General features: G+C 71.8%; 10 protein-coding genes and 1 pseudogene. 6 read left to right on the top strand and 5 right to left on the bottom strand.

The window, feature by feature from the left end; genetic code table 11:
• Positions 1-56 precede the first annotated feature (56 nt).
• From AB0L34_RS11230 to AB0L34_RS11220, 3 genes are all read right to left on the bottom strand, one after another.
• On the bottom strand, positions 57-758 hold the full coding sequence (locus AB0L34_RS11230; protein WP_363703946.1) for a fasciclin domain-containing protein: 702 nt from the start codon (positions 756-758) through the stop codon (positions 57-59).
• 76 nt (positions 759-834) lie between these two features.
• Positions 835-2,955: a M14 family metallocarboxypeptidase gene (locus AB0L34_RS11225; RefSeq protein ID WP_363703944.1), complete on the bottom strand. Its 2,121-nt coding sequence runs from the start codon at positions 2,953-2,955 to the stop codon at positions 835-837.
• Between the two features lie 164 nt (positions 2,956-3,119).
• The gene (locus AB0L34_RS11220) at positions 3,120-3,782 is read right to left on the bottom strand and encodes a response regulator transcription factor (RefSeq protein ID WP_363703942.1); all 663 of its coding nucleotides are present in this window, start codon (positions 3,780-3,782) and stop codon (positions 3,120-3,122) included.
• 269 nt (positions 3,783-4,051) lie between these two features.
• Between AB0L34_RS11220 and glgX the strand changes: the two genes are divergently transcribed.
• The 3 genes and pseudogenes from glgX (at position 4,052) to treZ (ending at position 10,224) form a co-directional block, all read left to right on the top strand.
• A complete protein-coding gene (gene glgX, locus AB0L34_RS11215; protein WP_363703940.1) occupies positions 4,052-6,169 on the top strand; it encodes a glycogen debranching protein GlgX in 2,118 nt (705 codons plus the stop codon).
• Position 6,170: 1 nt separating this feature from the next.
• Positions 6,171-8,491, top strand: a pseudogene (treY, locus tag AB0L34_RS11210) (malto-oligosyltrehalose synthase).
• Positions 8,491-10,224 (top strand): malto-oligosyltrehalose trehalohydrolase, encoded by a 1,734-nt coding sequence (gene treZ, locus AB0L34_RS11205; protein WP_363703938.1) that lies wholly within the window; start codon positions 8,491-8,493, stop codon positions 10,222-10,224. The pseudogene treY and the gene treZ overlap by 1 nt, the downstream one beginning before the upstream one ends.
• Before the next feature lie 207 nt (positions 10,225-10,431).
• Here treZ and AB0L34_RS11200 read toward each other — a convergent pair whose 3' ends face one another.
• Together AB0L34_RS11200 and AB0L34_RS11195 are read right to left on the bottom strand one after the other, a co-directional pair.
• Positions 10,432-10,926, bottom strand: coding sequence for an NUDIX hydrolase (locus AB0L34_RS11200; protein ID WP_363703936.1), 495 nt, complete (start codon positions 10,924-10,926; stop codon positions 10,432-10,434).
• Between the two features lie 41 nt (positions 10,927-10,967).
• Positions 10,968-12,326: a hypothetical protein gene (locus AB0L34_RS11195; protein ID WP_363703934.1), complete on the bottom strand. Its 1,359-nt coding sequence runs from the start codon at positions 12,324-12,326 to the stop codon at positions 10,968-10,970.
• A 240-nt stretch (positions 12,327-12,566) separates the two neighbouring features.
• Here AB0L34_RS11195 and AB0L34_RS11190 point away from each other — a divergent pair, with 240 nt between their 5' ends.
• From AB0L34_RS11190 to AB0L34_RS11180, 3 genes are all read left to right on the top strand, one after another.
• The gene (locus AB0L34_RS11190) at positions 12,567-12,731 is read left to right on the top strand and encodes a hypothetical protein (protein WP_350712232.1); all 165 of its coding nucleotides are present in this window, start codon (positions 12,567-12,569) and stop codon (positions 12,729-12,731) included.
• Complete coding sequence (locus tag AB0L34_RS11185) at positions 12,718-13,875, top strand: helix-turn-helix domain-containing protein (protein WP_363703932.1); 1,158 nt, start codon at positions 12,718-12,720, stop codon at positions 13,873-13,875. Before AB0L34_RS11190 ends, AB0L34_RS11185 begins: the two co-directional genes overlap by 14 nt.
• 319 nt (positions 13,876-14,194) lie before the next feature.
• Complete coding sequence (locus AB0L34_RS11180; protein ID WP_363703930.1) at positions 14,195-15,205, top strand: hypothetical protein; 1,011 nt, start codon at positions 14,195-14,197, stop codon at positions 15,203-15,205.
• The last annotated feature ends 50 nt before the right edge of the window (positions 15,206-15,255 follow it).

Raw genomic sequence — 15,255 nt, 5'->3', positions numbered from 1 at the left:
GGGGGGGGGGGGGGGGGGCCGGGTTTGGTGGGCCGGCTGGGGAGCCGTCGGACCGCTCAGTGGTGGTCGTCCTCCTCGCGGGCGGTGTCCGGCAGGCTCCCGAGCACCTTGTTGATCACGTGGATCCGGGCGCCGGCGGCCCGGTAGTCCGCGCAGACCGTCTCGGCCCGGTCGGCCAGCCGGGCCCCCGGTCCGGCCGCGGTGACGGCGAGGGTGGTGCCCGCGAGGGTGGTGACGGAGCCGGCGGCCACCAGTTCGGCGGCCGAGCGCGCCCCGCCGACCAGGTGCTCCTTCAGCAGCCCCCGCAGCGTGTCGGTGTCCTTGAGCAGCAGGTGGTCCAGGTTGGCGGTGGAGAACTTGGCCCGGAAGGCGTCGTCGGTCGGGGCGAGGATGGTCAGCCCACCGGCGGCGGACAACTCCTCGGCCATCCCGGTGGCCCGCACCGCCGCCTCGAACGTGGTGAGCACGGGAATCCAGGTGAGGGCCTGGTCGGGCGACTGGCCCACCAGCGAGCCCGGACTGCCCGGCTCGGTCCCCGAGGGCAGCACGTCGCACAGCGGTCCGGTCACCGCGACCGGTGTGGCGTCGCCGGTGCGGTCCGTCGCGGCGGACCTCTCCTGCTGCGAACCGGTGCACCCGGTCACCGCGACCAGGAGGGCCAGAGCAGCCCCGGCCACCGCCCGCCGGCGGCGGGCGACCCGGGACCGGTTTCCGGAGCACGGCCCCGGGGTGAGGGTGTCGGGCACGGTCTTCTCCACTTCGGAACGGGTACGGGTGGTGCCGGCAGGTCGGCGGGAGGCCTGCCGGCACCACGTTCGGGCGGAACTCAGCAGGTCACAGAAGCGCGCACTGGCCGACGTTCGGACCCCGTACGGAGTTGGTGACCTCCATGTTCATCGGCTCGGGGGAGTTGCCGGCGCAGGCCAGCGGACCGTTGACGGTGTTGCCGGCCACCAGCGGGGCCACGCCCGTGCTGCCGGTCACGCTGACCGGCCCGGTCACCTCGTTGCCGACCAGGACGACCGGGCCGTTGGTGCCGGTGGCGCGCACCGGACCCTCGACCGTGCTGTCGGTCATGACGACCCCGGCGGCGCCGGTGGCGTTCACCGGACCGTCGATCGAGCTGCCGTTGACGATCAGCGTGGCGCCGGGCCGCACCTGGACCGGACCCCGGACGGTGGCCCCGTCCAGGCAGGCGACGCCGGAGACGACCAGCGTGCCGTTGTGGGTGCCGGTCAGGGTGGGGGCGATCCGCTCGCCGGCGACCAGGCCCTCGACGGCCTGCTCGTCGAGCAGCAGCGGGATCAGGCCCCGCTGCGGCTGGGACAGCGGAACCAGGTAGCCGTCGGCGACCTTGATCACCTTCCAGCCGTGGGCGGCGATGCGCTGGGCCGCCGTGGTGCGCTTGCCGGTCGGCCCGTCGGTCCGCTCACCGTGGTACTGCTCCTCGGTCAGCCTGTACGCGCACGGCGGCTGCTCGAGGATCCGCTCCGGGGTGGGGGCGTCCACGGGCGGCGGGGCCTCACCCGGGTGCGGGGCGGGGTAGGCCTCGATCTTCCGGGAGCCCCGGAACACGATCCGTCCCTCGTTGGCGGACTGGAACGTGATCGCCTCGGCGCGGGCCTCGGTGATGTCCTTGACGTTGGCGCCGTGGTACCTGAAGAACTCGTTGAACGTCCACAGCGCGGAGTACGTCTTGCGCCGGCGGTTGTTCGCGGTGTTGCTCTCGTCGGGCCGCGTCGGGCCACCGGAGCTGCGCAGCTCCAGCAGGGAGTTGACGACGTTCTTCAGGCCGAGGGTGTTACGCAGGATGGTCTCTTCGCTCAGGCCCACCGTGGCGTTGGAGGTGCAGCCGTACGGACACGCCCACCAGCCGTCCCGGGCGCCCTGGGCGTACATGTGGCCCTCGATCATCTCCTGCGACTCGTCGAAGATTCCCTGCGCCACGTTCTGGTGCCGGGGCGGCAGCATCGGCAGGTCACCGGCGTTGGTGTTGCCGTACTCGTGGCCGTCGTAGCCGGCGATCGGCCGGTAGTCGCGGACCATCTCGGCGAGGGAGAGGGTCTCCGGCTGGCGGATCAGCGAGTGGTCCCGGTTCAGGTCCTGACCGGTGGAGTTGCCGCGGGTGTTGGCGGCCCGCCCGTCGCCGTTGAGCGTCGGCACGATCAGCATGGTGGTCTTCGACAGCAGGTCGAGGGTCCTGCTGTCCTTGGTGAAGGCCAACTGCCGGGCCATGATCAGGCAGGCCTCGCGGTCGCCCGGCTCGTTGCCGTGCACGTTGCAGTTGACCATCAGGGGGTTGGTCGCGGCCACGGCCTCCGGCGTCGCCGGCGGCTTGGGGTAGCCGATGACCAGCATGTTGATCGGCCGGTCCTGGACGGTGCGGCCGATCTCCACCACGCGAACGCGGTCGCTGGCGTTGTCGATCGCGGCGGTGTACGCGTACTCGTTGACGTCGCTGGTGTACTGCGCGCCCAGCGTGTCCTCCCACTGGGTGCGAAGGTTCTCACCCGGGACGGCCGGGTCGCCCCAGTGGGCCCTGGTGGTGCCGCTGACCGGCGCCGAGTAGGGCTGGGCCTCGGTGCCGAACCGGGCCCGGACCCGCCACTGGAAGCCGTTGCCCGGTACGAAGCCCGCGTCGGCGAAGGTCGGCGCGGTGTTGTTGACCTGGCGGTTCGGGCGCCAGACACCGACGATCACCGGCGTGCCGGGCGTGCCGTCCCCGGCCAGCGGGGTCCGCTCGATCTGGTAGTCGGTGGCCCCTTCTACCCGGGTCCACGCCAGCGTGGCGTACCCGTCGCCCTGCACGACCGTGAGGCCCTGCACCTGGTTCGGCTCCGCCTGCTGAAGGGCCGCGCTCGGCTGCCCGTGCGCCTGCCCGGGCACCGCCGTCGCCACGAGGGTGGCGGCGAGCAGGGCGGAGAACACACCGGCCGTTGTCCGTCTGTATCTCAAACCGATCTCCAAACAGGAGGGATGGCTGGGGTGCGCCCAGCACACCCGCACTCGGCCCACCGTTGGCCCACACCCTGCGTTTCTTGAGGATCAGCTGAGGTTTCCGACCCGTTCACCGACATCGGCGGGCGGTCGCGGACACCCGGGTCGCTCACCGGCCGCCGTCATCCCACGCGCAGCCGGTAGCCGACGCCCCGGACCGTCTCGACCAGGCCGGCGTCGTCGAGCTTGCCCCGCAGGGCCGCGACGTGCACGTCGAGGTTGTGCCGGGTCCCCCAGGTGGTCTGCCAGACGTCCAACTGCAGCCGGTCCCGGGGCACCACCGCGCCGGCCTGCCGGGCCAGCGCCACCAGCAGGTCGAACTCCTTGCGGGCCAGGCTGACCTCCCGGTCGCCCACCCAGACCCGCCGGGCGTCGACGTCGATGCGCAGCGTGCCGACCCGCAACTGGCTCGTGGTCCGGGCGCTGCGGACGGTACGCCGCATCACCGCCTCGATGCGGGCCTGCAACTCCACCATCGAGAACGGCTTGACGACGTAGTCGTCGGCGCCGGCCCGCAGGCCGGCCACCCGGTCGTACTCCTCGGCACGGGCACTGACCGCGATGATGGCGACGTCCTCGTCGGTCTGACGAAGCCGCCGGCACACCTCCAGGCCGTCCCGGTCGGGCAGGTTGAGGTCCAGCAGGACCAGGTCGACCGGGTCGGCCCGGATCGCTTCGGCGGCCGTCAGCGCCGGCACCACCTCGTATCCCCGGCGGCGCAGGGCCTTGGTGAGGGCAGACGCCACGCGTAGGTCGTCTTCCACCAGGAGAATCCGCACGTACATCCCCCTCGGACCTCGTCCCAGCCGGGTCCTGCGAGTCTGTCCGATGATCAACACCCTGACCAGTGCGGATGCAAGATCGTAACCGCGGCGCTCGGCCCGTGCGGCGGTGTGCGCCGGCGGTATCGGTCGGGTGGATCCGGTCATCCGCCGATCGGGTGGATTGGTGGCCGAACCCGCGGGGCAATACCCGCACGCGCGCCGCCCGGCCCCCGCCGTGTGGTGCGCTCATGGTGCGGTGCGCGCTCATGATCTTTGGCCGAAGGAGCGACATGCAGGTCTGGCCGGGTGAGCGGTATCCCCTGGGGGCCACCCACGACGGGATGGGCACCAACTTCGCGATCTTCTCCGAGGTGGCCGAGCGGGTCGAGCTGTGCCTGTTCGACGAGGGGGAGACCGGGGCGGAACGGCGCGTCGAGCTGCGCGAGGTCGACGCCTACGTCTGGCACGCGTACATCCCGGGTGTCGAGCCGGGGCAGCGGTACGGCTACCGCGTGCACGGGCCGTACGACCCCGCGAACGGGCTGCGCTGCAACCCGCACAAGCTGCTGCTCGACCCGTACGCCAAGGCGGTCGACGGCGACGTGCGGTGGGACCCGGCGGTCTACGACTACGAGCACGGCGACCCGGAGCGGATGAACACCGCCGACTCCGCGCCGTTCGTGCCGAAGTCGGTGGTGGTCAACCCGTACTTCGACTGGGGCAACGACAAGCCGCCGCGCACCCCGTACCACCACTCGGTGATCTACGAGGCGCACGTGCGCGGCCTGACCATGCGCCACCCCGACGTCCCCGAGGAGCTGCGCGGCACGTACGCCGGCCTGGCCTCCCCGCCGATGATCGAGCACCTGACGACGCTCGGGGTGACCGCCGTCGAGCTGATGCCCGTGCACCAGTTCGTGCACGACCACCGCCTCGCGGACCTGGGGCTGCGCAACTACTGGGGCTACAACACCATCGGCTTCTTCGCCCCGCACCACGGCTACTCCGCGTGGGGTCGCCTGGGCCAGCAGGTGCAGGAGTTCCGGGGCATGGTCAAGGCGCTGCACGCCGCCGGGATCGAGGTCATCCTCGACGTGGTCTACAACCACACCGCCGAGGGCAACCACCTCGGCCCGACGCTGAGCTTCAAGGGCGTCGACAACCCCAGCTACTACCGGCTGAGCGAGGAGGACCGACGCCACTACGTCGACTACACCGGCACCGGCAACAGCCTCAACGTGCGCAGCCCGCACTCGCTCCAGCTGATCATGGATTCGCTGCGCTACTGGGTGACCGAGATGCACGTCGACGGCTTCCGCTTCGACCTCGCCGCGACCCTGGCCCGCGAGTTCTACGAGGTCGACCGCCTCTCCACCTTCTTCGAGGTGGTGCAGCAGGACCCGGTGGTCAGCCAGGTCAAGCTGATCGCCGAGCCGTGGGACGTCGGCCCCGGCGGCTACCAGGTGGGCAACTTCCCGCCGGTGTGGACCGAGTGGAACGGCAAGTACCGCGACACCGTGCGCGACTTCTGGCGCGGCGAACCGGCCACCCTGGCCGAGTTCGCGTCCCGCATCTCCGGCTCCGCCGACCTCTACCAGGACGACGGGCGTCGACCGTTCCACAGCATCAACTTCGTCACCTGCCACGACGGGTTCACCCTCACCGACCTGGTGTCGTACGACGACAAGCACAACGAGGCCAACGGGGAGGAGAACCGGGACGGCGAGAGCCACAACCGGTCGTGGAACTGCGGGGTCGAGGGGGACACCGACGACCCGGCGGTGCTGGCCCTGCGGGCCCGGCAGCGGCGCAACTTCCTGACCACCCTGGTGCTCTCCCAGGGCGTGCCGATGATCGGCCACGGCGACGAGCTGGGCCGCACCCAGCGCGGCAACAACAACGCGTACTGCCAGGACAGCGAGCTGGCGTGGGTCGACTGGGAGCACGCCGACGCCGACCTGCTGGGGTTCACCCGCAAGCTGGTCGCCTTCCGCCGTCGCCACCAGGTGTTCCGCCGCCGCCGCTTCTTCACGGGCCTGCCGGTGCGTTCCCGGCTGGTCGACGAGCCCCTGCCGGACCTGGCCTGGTACACCCCCGACGGGCGGGAGATGACCGGCGAGGACTGGGGCAACGACTTCGGCCGCTCCGTCGCGCTCTTCGTCAACGGCGAGGGCATCCGCGAGCGCGGCCAGTACGGCCAGCGCCACCTGGACAGCTCCTTCCTGCTCTGCTTCAACGCCCACGACGCGCCGCTGGACTTCACCGTGCCCGGGCCCGAGTTCGGCCGACGCTGGGAGCTGGTGATCAGCACGGCGGAACCGGAACCGGAGAAGACCACCGTGGTCGAGGCGGGCGGCGTCCTCGGCGTGCCGGACCGGTGCGTGGTGGTGCTGGAGAGGACGACCTGACATGTCGACCGCCCCTCGACCGGCCGCGTCCCGGGTCGGCGCCACCTACCGGGTGCAGGTCCGCCCCGGCTTCGACCTGGACGCCACCGCCGGCCTCGCCGACTACCTCGCCGACCTGGGCGTCACCCACCTCTACAGCGCGCCCCTGCTGACCGCCACCCCCGGCTCCGCGCACGGCTACGACGTGGTCGACCACCGGGCGGTCAACCCGGAGCTGGGCGGCGAGGCGGGCCGGCGGCGGCTGCTGCGCGCCCTGCGGGCGGCCGGCCTCGGCCTGGTCGTGGACATCGTGCCCAACCACGCCGGGGTGGCCGTGCCCGCCGCCAACCCCGCCTGGTGGGACGTGCTGCGCCGGGGCCGCGAGTCGGCGTACGCCGGCTGGTTCGACATCGACTGGGACGCCGGCCGGCTGCTGCTGCCGGTGCTGGCCGACGCCCCGGACGCCCTCGACGACCTCAAGCTCGCCGACGGCGAGCTGCGCTACCACGAGCACCGCTTCCCGGTCGCCGACGGCACCGGCGCCGGCAGCGCCCGCGAGGTGCACGACCGGCAGCACTACGAGCTGGTCTCCTGGCGGCGCGGCGACGCCGAGCTGACGTACCGCCGGTTCTTCGCCGTCTCCGACCTCGCCGGGCTGCGGGTGGAGGACCCGGCGGTCTTCGCCGCCACCCACGAGCTGGTCCTGCGCTGGGCGGCAACCGGCGAGGTCGACGGCATCCGCGTCGACCACCCGGACGGGCTGCGCGACCCGGCCGGCTACCTGGCCCGGTTGCGCGCCGCCGCCCCCGCGGCGTGGCTGGTGGTGGAGAAGATCCTGGAGTACGGCGAGGAGCTGCCGGACTGGCCGGTGGACGGCACCACCGGCTACGACGCCCTCGCCGCCGTCTGCGGGCTCTTCGTCGATTCCGACGCGGAGGCCGACCTCACCGCCCTCGACACCCGGTTGACCGGCCGGCACACCTCCTGGGAGGACCTCACCCACGACACGAAGCTCGCCGCCGCCACCCGGCTGCTGTCGGCCGAGCTGACCCGGCTGGCCGCGCTCGCCCCCGACGTCGACCGCGAGGCGGCCCGCGCGGCGCTGGCCGAGCTGGCTGCCGCCTTCCCCGTCTACCGGGGCTATCCGCCCGAGGGTGCCCGGCACCTGGCCGCCGCCCGCGCCGAGGCCGGCCGCCGCCCCCCGACCTGGCCGGCGCGCTCGACGCGGTCACCCGCCGGCTGCGGGACCCGGACGACGAACTGGCGAGGCGCTTCCCGCAGTTCACCGGCGCGGTGATGGCCAAGGGCGTGGAGGACACCGCCTTCTACCGGTGGAGCCGCTTCGTCGCCCGCAACGAGGTCGGCGGCAGCCCCGCCCATTTCGGCACGCCGCCGGCGGAGTTCCACCGCTTCGCCGCCGCCCGGCAGGTGCGCTGGCCGGCGAGCATGACCACCCTCTCCACCCACGACACCAAGCGCTCGGAGGACGTCCGCGCCCGGCTCGCGGTGCTCAGCGAACTGCCGGGGCGCTGGGCCGACCTGGTCACGCGGTGGACGGCCCGCGCGCCGCTGCCCGACCCGGCCTTCGCGCACCTGCTCTGGCAGACCGCCGTCGGCGCCTGGCCGATCGGGCGGGAGCGGCTGCACGCGTACGCCGAGAAGGCCGCCCGGGAGGCGTCGGCCGCCACGAGCTGGGCCGACCCCGACCCCACCTTCGAGCGGGCCGTGCACGCCGTGGTCGACGCGATGTACGACGACCCGCGGCTGCGCGCCGAGCTGACCGCGTTCGCCGCCGAGATCACCCCCGCCGGCTGGTCCAACTCGCTGGGGCAGAAGCTGGTGCAGCTCGCCATGCCCGGGGTGCCGGACACCTACCAGGGCACCGAGCTGTGGGACAACTCCCTGGTCGACCCCGACAACCGCCGTCCGGTCGACTTCGCCGTACGCCGGCAGCTGCTCGCCGACCTCGACGGCGGCCCGCTTCCGCCGGTCGACGCCGGCGGGGCGGCGAAGCTGCTGGTGGTGTCGCGGACCCTGCGGCTGCGCCGGGACCGCCCGGAGCTGTTCACCGGCTACCGGCCGGTGCCCGCGCACGGGCGCGCCGGGCGGCACGTGGTGGCCTTCGACCGGGGCGGCGCGGTCGCGGTCGCCACCCGGCTGCCGCTCGGCCTGGCCCGCGCCGGCGGCTGGGACGACACGGTCCTGTCACTTCCCGTTCACGAGTTGACCGACCTGTTCACCGGCCGGGTCTACAGTGGCGGGGAGACCCGTCTGGCCGACCTGCTGGCCACCTACCCCGTCGCGCTGCTGGCTCCCACCCCCGAGTCCGTGGAGGCTGCCTGATGACCGAATTCGCGGTGTGGGCGCCGCAGGCCGCCCGGGTCCGGCTGCGCCTGCCCGGCGTCGCCGACCACGAGATGCGTTCCGGTCCCGGCGGCTGGTGGCGGGTCGAGGTGCCCGCCACCGGCCCCGGCACCGACTACGCCTTCCTCCTCGACGACGACGAGCGGGCGCTGCCCGACCCCCGGTCGGCCTGGCAGCCGGCGGGGGTGCACGGGCCGAGCCGGCTCTACGACCACGCGGCGTTCGAGTGGACCGACCACGCCTGGACCGGGCGGCAACTGCCCGGCAGCGTCCTCTACGAGCTGCACGTCGGCACCTTCACCCCGGAGGGCACCTTCGACGCCGCCATCGGCCGTCTCGACCACCTGGTCGACCTCGGCGTCGACATGATCGAGCTGCTCCCGGTCAACGCCTTCAACGGCGAGCACAACTGGGGCTACGACGGCGTCTGCTGGTATGCCCCGCACCAGCCCTACGGCGGGCCGGACGGCCTGAAACGGCTGGTCGACGCCGCCCACGCCAAGGGGCTGGGGGTGATCCTCGACGTCGTCTACAACCATTTCGGGCCCTCCGGGGCCTACGCGCCGATGTTCGCGCCGTACCTCACCGAGCAGAGCAACACCTGGGGCCGCACGGTCAACCTCGACGGCCCGCACTCCGACGGCGTCCGCCGCTACATCCTCGACAGCGTGCTGATGTGGCTGCGTGACTACCACGTCGACGGGCTGCGGCTCGACGCCGTGCACGCCATGCCCGACTCGCGCGCCACCCACCTGCTGGAGGAGGTGGCCGTGGAGGTGGAGTCGCTGGCCACCCACCTCGGCCGGCCGCTGTCGCTGATCGCCGAGTCCGACATCAACGACCCGCGGCTCATCACCCCACGGGAGGCCGGCGGCTACGGCCTGCACGCCCAGTGGAACGACGACGCCCACCACGCTCTGCACACCCTGCTCACGGGCGAGCGGCAGGGCTACTACGGCGACTTCGGCTCCCTGGAATGCCTCACCGACGTGCTCACCGGCGGCTTCTTCCACACCAGCACCTGGTCCAGCTTCCGCAACCGCCAGCACGGGCGGCCGGTGGACCGGCAGCGTACCCTTGGGCACCGGTTCGTGGCGTACCTGCAGAACCACGACCAGATCGGCAACCGGGCCACCGGCGACCGGATCTCCGCCACGCTCTCCCCGGGGCTGCTGCGGGTGGGCGCGACGCTGCTGTTCACCGCGCCCTTCACGCCGATGCTGTTCATGGGGGAGGAGTGGGCGGCCAGCACCCCGTGGCAGTTCTTCACCAGCCACCCGGAGCCGGAGCTGGCGACGGCGGTGGCGACGGGCCGGAAGCGGGAGTTCGCCGCGCACGGCTGGCCGGAGGGGGACGTCCCGGACCCGCAGGACCCGCAGACGTTCGTCCGCTCCCGCCTCGACTGGGCCGAGCTGGACAAGCCCGAACACCGCGAGATGTACGACTTCCACCGGCGGCTCATCGCGCTGCGCAAGAGCCGCCCCGACCTGTCCGACCCGCGGCTGAACCGGGTGGAGGCGCGCCACGGCGACCACTTCCTGGTGATGCGCCGGGGGGAGACGCTGGTGGTGGCGAACCTGGCCGCGAAGCCGCAGCGGGTCACGCTGCCGGGGGTGGCGCGGCGGGTGCTGCTGGCCACGGGGGAGGGGGTCACGGTGATGCGGGACCGGATCGAACTGCCGGCCGAGACGGCGGCGGTCGTGGCGCTCTGACCTCCGGGATTTTGAGACGTCACATGGTTCAGCTCCACCACCCGCCCGACCATCTGCTGACCGCCCGCATCGAAACTGTCATGTCAATGCTTGCCCGCTACCAGGTCATCGCTTGAGCGACCCCATTTCAAGTCGCACCGTCAGCACCAGGGCATGCACAGGCGTCGCCCCGACGCTGGAGAGCATGGCGGGGACGACCGCTGTTGATCATTCCTGCGGTTGTGAGGCAGCACCGCCGTCGACGAGGTACACCGGGGTGCGCCGGGCTCGGGCGCGTATCGCCGCGTGGGCTCGCGGAGCGACATTGTCCGGGAGCCGCTGCTCAGCATCCTGCGGCGAGAAGAAGGCGATGTCCTCAAGCTCCTGCTCAGGCAGGGTGATGCCCTCAAGACTGGAGACCGTACCGCAGTCGAAGGTGAAGTGGATCAGGGCGCGTGGCCGCTGCCCGGCGGGAGGTGCCCAGTCCACGACGAGCAGGTCGCCCACCACCACAGCAGTACCCAGCTCTTCGCGGATCTCGCGCGCGCAGGCATCATGCGGATATTCGCCCTCGTCCACGTAACCACCTGGGAAGGCCCAGTGGTCGTGGTAGGTGGGCTTGACGAGCAGTACGTTTCCAGCCCGGTCGGTGATGAAGGCGGCTGCGGCGGCGTAGAAGGCGGGAAGGTTGGCGTACCAGGTAGCGGGCTCGGTCCAGGTCACCTCGGTGACGCTAGCCGACACTGTCTCGATGGGACCTTGTGTTACCTGGGCACTGTCGGAACTGCGAGAGTCAGCAGGAGTTCGTTGATCTCAGGCACGGCTTGATGAGGGCGCAGAGCGGCGGCAAGCTCGCGAACGCGATGTGTCACGCGGGCGGAGTGGACGGTTGTTGCGTGGTGCGTCAGCTCCCGGCCCCGGTCGTAGGCAGCCTCGATGTCTCCAGCGCGAGCATGGGTCGTGGCGATGAGGGCGGTGTGCAGGGCACGCGTCCGGATGTTCTGGTTGGCGACGGTGAGCGCGTCAGGTGCGTGTTTCAGGGCCTGTCGGTATAGGCCCAGGTCGCTGAGGCACTTGACCGCAGCGCCGGCGAGGTGGGCCGGGCTGAAGTAGCTGACCCAGCGCGGATCGCCGTCGGGGTCCGTACGATCGACGGCTCGCTCGGCCATGGCGAGGGCGTTCTGGCACGCACGTCTTTCGCCTGACGTGCCGTACGCGCTGGCGGCGGTCGTGTACAGCCGCGAGCGGACGGCGGCGGGGGCACGGCCTGCTCCGTCGATGGCAGCTTCGGCGAGCCGGACGGCGTCGTGGGCGTGCCCGAGGTAGATGGCCTGGGTGGCGAGGTTGGCCAGCAGGTGGGCGCCGTACAGGCGGTCGTCGGCGGCCTTGGCGAGCCGTAGCGCGATGGTCAGATGATGTTGGGCGATGCCGTGGTCGCCTGCGTCGTAGGACATGAAGGCGAGCTGGCCGGAAAGCGTCGCGGTCGCGCGCATGAGGTCCCGTCCGACGGCGTCGGTGTAGCTGCCTCGCAGCATCGGGACGACCTGGCGCACGAGGAGGTCGACCATGAGCGCCCGGGTGCGTGGGGAGCCACCGCCGTGGCGTCGGTCGAGGTCGGTGAAATGGTCGGCGAGGGCGTACAGGGATTGGATGTCTGCACTCGTCACCAGTTGCCGGCCGCTGCACGCGACCGCCCGGTCGGGCAAGTCGTACCGCCAGGCGAGCGCGGTTTGGAGGGCGTCGCCACTCTGGAATGTCCCGCCAGGCGCTGAGCCGAGCTGCCTGGCGAGCGTCGCCCAGAGTCTTTCGGCAGCATCGATAGCCTGACCCGCGGACGTGGGGTAGCCAGCATTCGCGGTGACACCGCGTGCCGTGAACCCGAGTTCGGTGACGGCAACGGGGCGACCGAGTTTGCGGGCGAACGTGTCGGCCATGGTGGCTTGGACGTGGTCGACCGGCCGGCGTCCGCGTAGCCACCAGTAGACGCTGGCGGCGTCGTAGCGCCATGTGCCGTGGACACGACCGGCGTGGTTGAGCTGGCGAGCGAAGGCGGCGTGGGCGTTGCCGTACCCGGCGGTGCGAAGCAGTGCTTCGAACGCCACATTCGTGACCGGCCGCGCCATGGATATGCCTCCAGGTGTCGAGTGGCTACCAGCAGTGACGAGCCTATGGGCTGCTGCGGCGCTGTGGGTTCCTCGCGCAACCCGGCGCAACATGGCACCGAGGGCTACGCAACGGCACGCATCGCCTGCCATCTGGTCTGTCGACCAGCAGTCGACTTCGCTGGCCTCACGGCGCAATGGGGCGGCGATAGGAAGTGCTTCCGAGACCTACCGTCGCGCCCCCGGTCGATGGAGGTGCGGATGCAGAACGACGAGCCAGCGATGAGTCGGGGCGAGCAGGTCGAGGCGGCCGAGCGGGAGGCTGCCAAGAAACGGCTGCTCGCCCAGGCCGAGGCGGAGCGCGTACCGGTGGAGGAGACCACCCGGGCGGTCCCGGACCGGCGGTGGCGGCGTGACCAGCGGTGACGAGCCGATCGGTCGTCGGGTGGCACGCTGGCGGGTGCGGCGGCGGATGACCCAGCAGATGCTCGCGGACCGCCTCGGCAGGTCCAAGAGTTGGATGGACAAGGTCGAGCGGGGCGTCCGCACCCTGGACCGGTATCCGGTCATCCAGGAGATCGCCGCGGTGCTGCGGGTCGACCCGCTGGTGTTGCTCGGCGAGGACCGTCCGCCGCCGTCGGCGGATGCCGGCCCGCCGGATGGGGTGGACGGCATCCGGGCCGCCCTCGCCCGATATGACCGCGAACCCGGTCGTCCGGTGCCGGCAGGCGAGGTCGAGCGGCATCTGGAGCACGCCTGGCTGACGTACCAGCACGCGCACTACGCCCAGGTGGTGCGGCTGCTGCCGGGGCTGCTCGACGCCGCCCAGGGCTTGCGCGCGCACGCGCCGGAGCTGCTGGTGCAGGCTTACCGGATCACCTCGTCGGTGCTGGTGAAGCTCGGCGAGGCCGACCTCGGGTGGCTGGCCGCCGACCGGGCGGTGGCCGTGGCGGGCGGTGACCCGGTGCTGGCGGCGTCGGCAGTCGTGTCGATCGGGCAGGCGCTGCGCGCGCTGGGCCGGGACCGGTTGGCGCTGGCGGCGGCGGTCGCCGCCGCGCGCCGCGTCGTACCGACGCCGGAGACGTCGATGGTCCACGGGGCCCTGCTGATTCAGGCCGCTCTGGCTGCCGCCGGCTGCGGCGACACCCGCCGGGTCGGGGAGTTGACCGCCCGGGCCGCCGACATCGCCGCCCGGGTCGGGGCCGGTGACGACCCGTACCGGACCAGCTTCGGGCCGGTCGCGGTCGAGTTGGCCCGGGTGGTCGCGGCGGTCGAGTCGGGGGACGCCGGGGAGGCGGTGCGCCGGCACGAGCAGGCGATCCGGCGGGAGGGGTGGCGGCGGCTGCCGGCCGAGTACCGGGCCGCGTACCTGCTGGACGCCGCGCGCGGGTACCTCCAGATCGGTGACCTGCGCGGGGCGGGGCGGATGCTGGTCGAGGCGGACGGCGTCGCGCCCGCCGAGGTCCGGGCCCGGCCTCTGGCGCGTACGGTGATCGCCGAACTTGCCCGGGGTCGCCCGGCGCCGGCCGGCGTGGCGCGCCTGGCGACGCTGGTCGGCCTGACCCGCTGACCGGATAGGCCGGTACGTTGTGCGGCCGTCGCCGGTTCGCGGGCGGAGTCTACCGGTTGCGGGAATCGCAATTCCCATTTCTCGACAACCGCGGGCGTCCTCAGACGGGGAGCGCGGGTTCGTGGGCGCTGGGAGTTGCGCGGCCAATAGCGACTTCTGTTCGAACTGTGCACGGTTTGTCTGCCGGTCGCGCTGTTGGCGTTCCCGGTCGCCAAAGAGTCAGTGTCAATTACCTGCCATTCCATTATCTTGTGATCAATGTAAATCAGTCGATACGTTTCCCTGGCCCGAATGGAGCACCCAGGACAAGGGGGAACACTTGAAAACAACCCTACGCTGGTCCGCGACGGCCAGCCTGGCGCTCGCGCTGGTCGTGACCGCCCCGGCGGTCGCCGAGGCGAAGCCGACCACAGTCGAGAGGAACGGCAACACCACCACCACCGCCCGCACCAGTGACGGTCGTGCGATCACCAACGCGGCGATCGCCAAGGAGGTCGCCGCGTTCTGGACGCCGGAGCGGATGGCGAGCGCCGTCGACCTGGACATCGCGAAGCGCCCAGGCACCACCGAGTCGACCAACCGGGCGCCGAAGCCCGACGGACCGGCGGGCACGGTCGCGCCCCTGGCGCCGAGCGTCGCCAGCGGCGACGACGTCGGCATCCAGCTCAACGAATCAGCCGTCGTCGGCAAGGTCTACTTCACCATGCCCGGCGGCGGTACCGCCTCCTGCTCGGCGAGCGCCGTCGCCAGCGGCAAGCGCCGGCTGGTCATGACCGCCGGTCACTGCGTGCACCAGGGCAGCGGCGGGCAGTGGTACAGCAACTGGCAGTTCGTGCCGCGGTACCGCGACGGTGTGCGGCCGTTCGGCACGTTCGTGGCGTACCAGCTCACGGCCCGCACCGCGTGGATCAACAACAGCAGCTACGACGAGGACATGGGCATCGCCATCATGCACAACGGCGGTAACTGGGGCCTGAAGGTGGTCGACACGGTCGGTGGCCACGGTCTGCGCTGGAACTGGGGCTACAACATCTCCCTGATGACCGCCCTCGGCTACCCGTCGAACCTCGGCGGTGGGGAGAGCCAGTACTACTGCCAGAGTGGCACGTGGTACGCCGGCGGCCAGCAGATCCGGATGTGGTGCAACATGACCTACGGCTCCAGCGGCGGCCCTTGGCTGCAGGAATACAACGACCAGAACGGCCTCGGATACGTCAACAGCGTCGTGAGCCACGGCGACAATCCGGGCAACGGGCAATTCGACGGTCCATACTTCGACAATGACATCAAGAGCCTCTACGACTTCGCGGAAGGTCTTTCCCCGGCGTAAGGAAACATGACCGGCAGAGCCCCGGCCGACGGCCGGGGCTCTGCGCGTGT

Source organism: Micromonospora sp. NPDC052213 (assembly GCF_040679695.1).
Taxonomy (GTDB): Bacteria; Actinomycetota; Actinomycetes; order Mycobacteriales; family Micromonosporaceae; genus Micromonospora.
This window is presented reverse-complemented; position numbering and strand designations above follow the sequence as displayed.

Coding starts and splice junctions, on each gene's coding strand:
- AB0L34_RS11220 (WP_363703942.1), bottom strand. CDS start 3,782: ATGTACGTGCGGATTCTCCTGGTGGAAGACGACCTACGCGTGGCGTCT.
- glgX (WP_363703940.1), top strand. CDS start 4,052: ATGCAGGTCTGGCCGGGTGAGCGGTATCCCCTGGGGGCCACCCACGAC.
- treZ (WP_363703938.1), top strand. CDS start 8,491: ATGACCGAATTCGCGGTGTGGGCGCCGCAGGCCGCCCGGGTCCGGCTG.
- AB0L34_RS11195 (WP_363703934.1), bottom strand. CDS start 12,326: ATGGCGCGGCCGGTCACGAATGTGGCGTTCGAAGCACTGCTTCGCACC.
- AB0L34_RS11190 (WP_350712232.1), top strand. CDS start 12,567: ATGCAGAACGACGAGCCAGCGATGAGTCGGGGCGAGCAGGTCGAGGCG.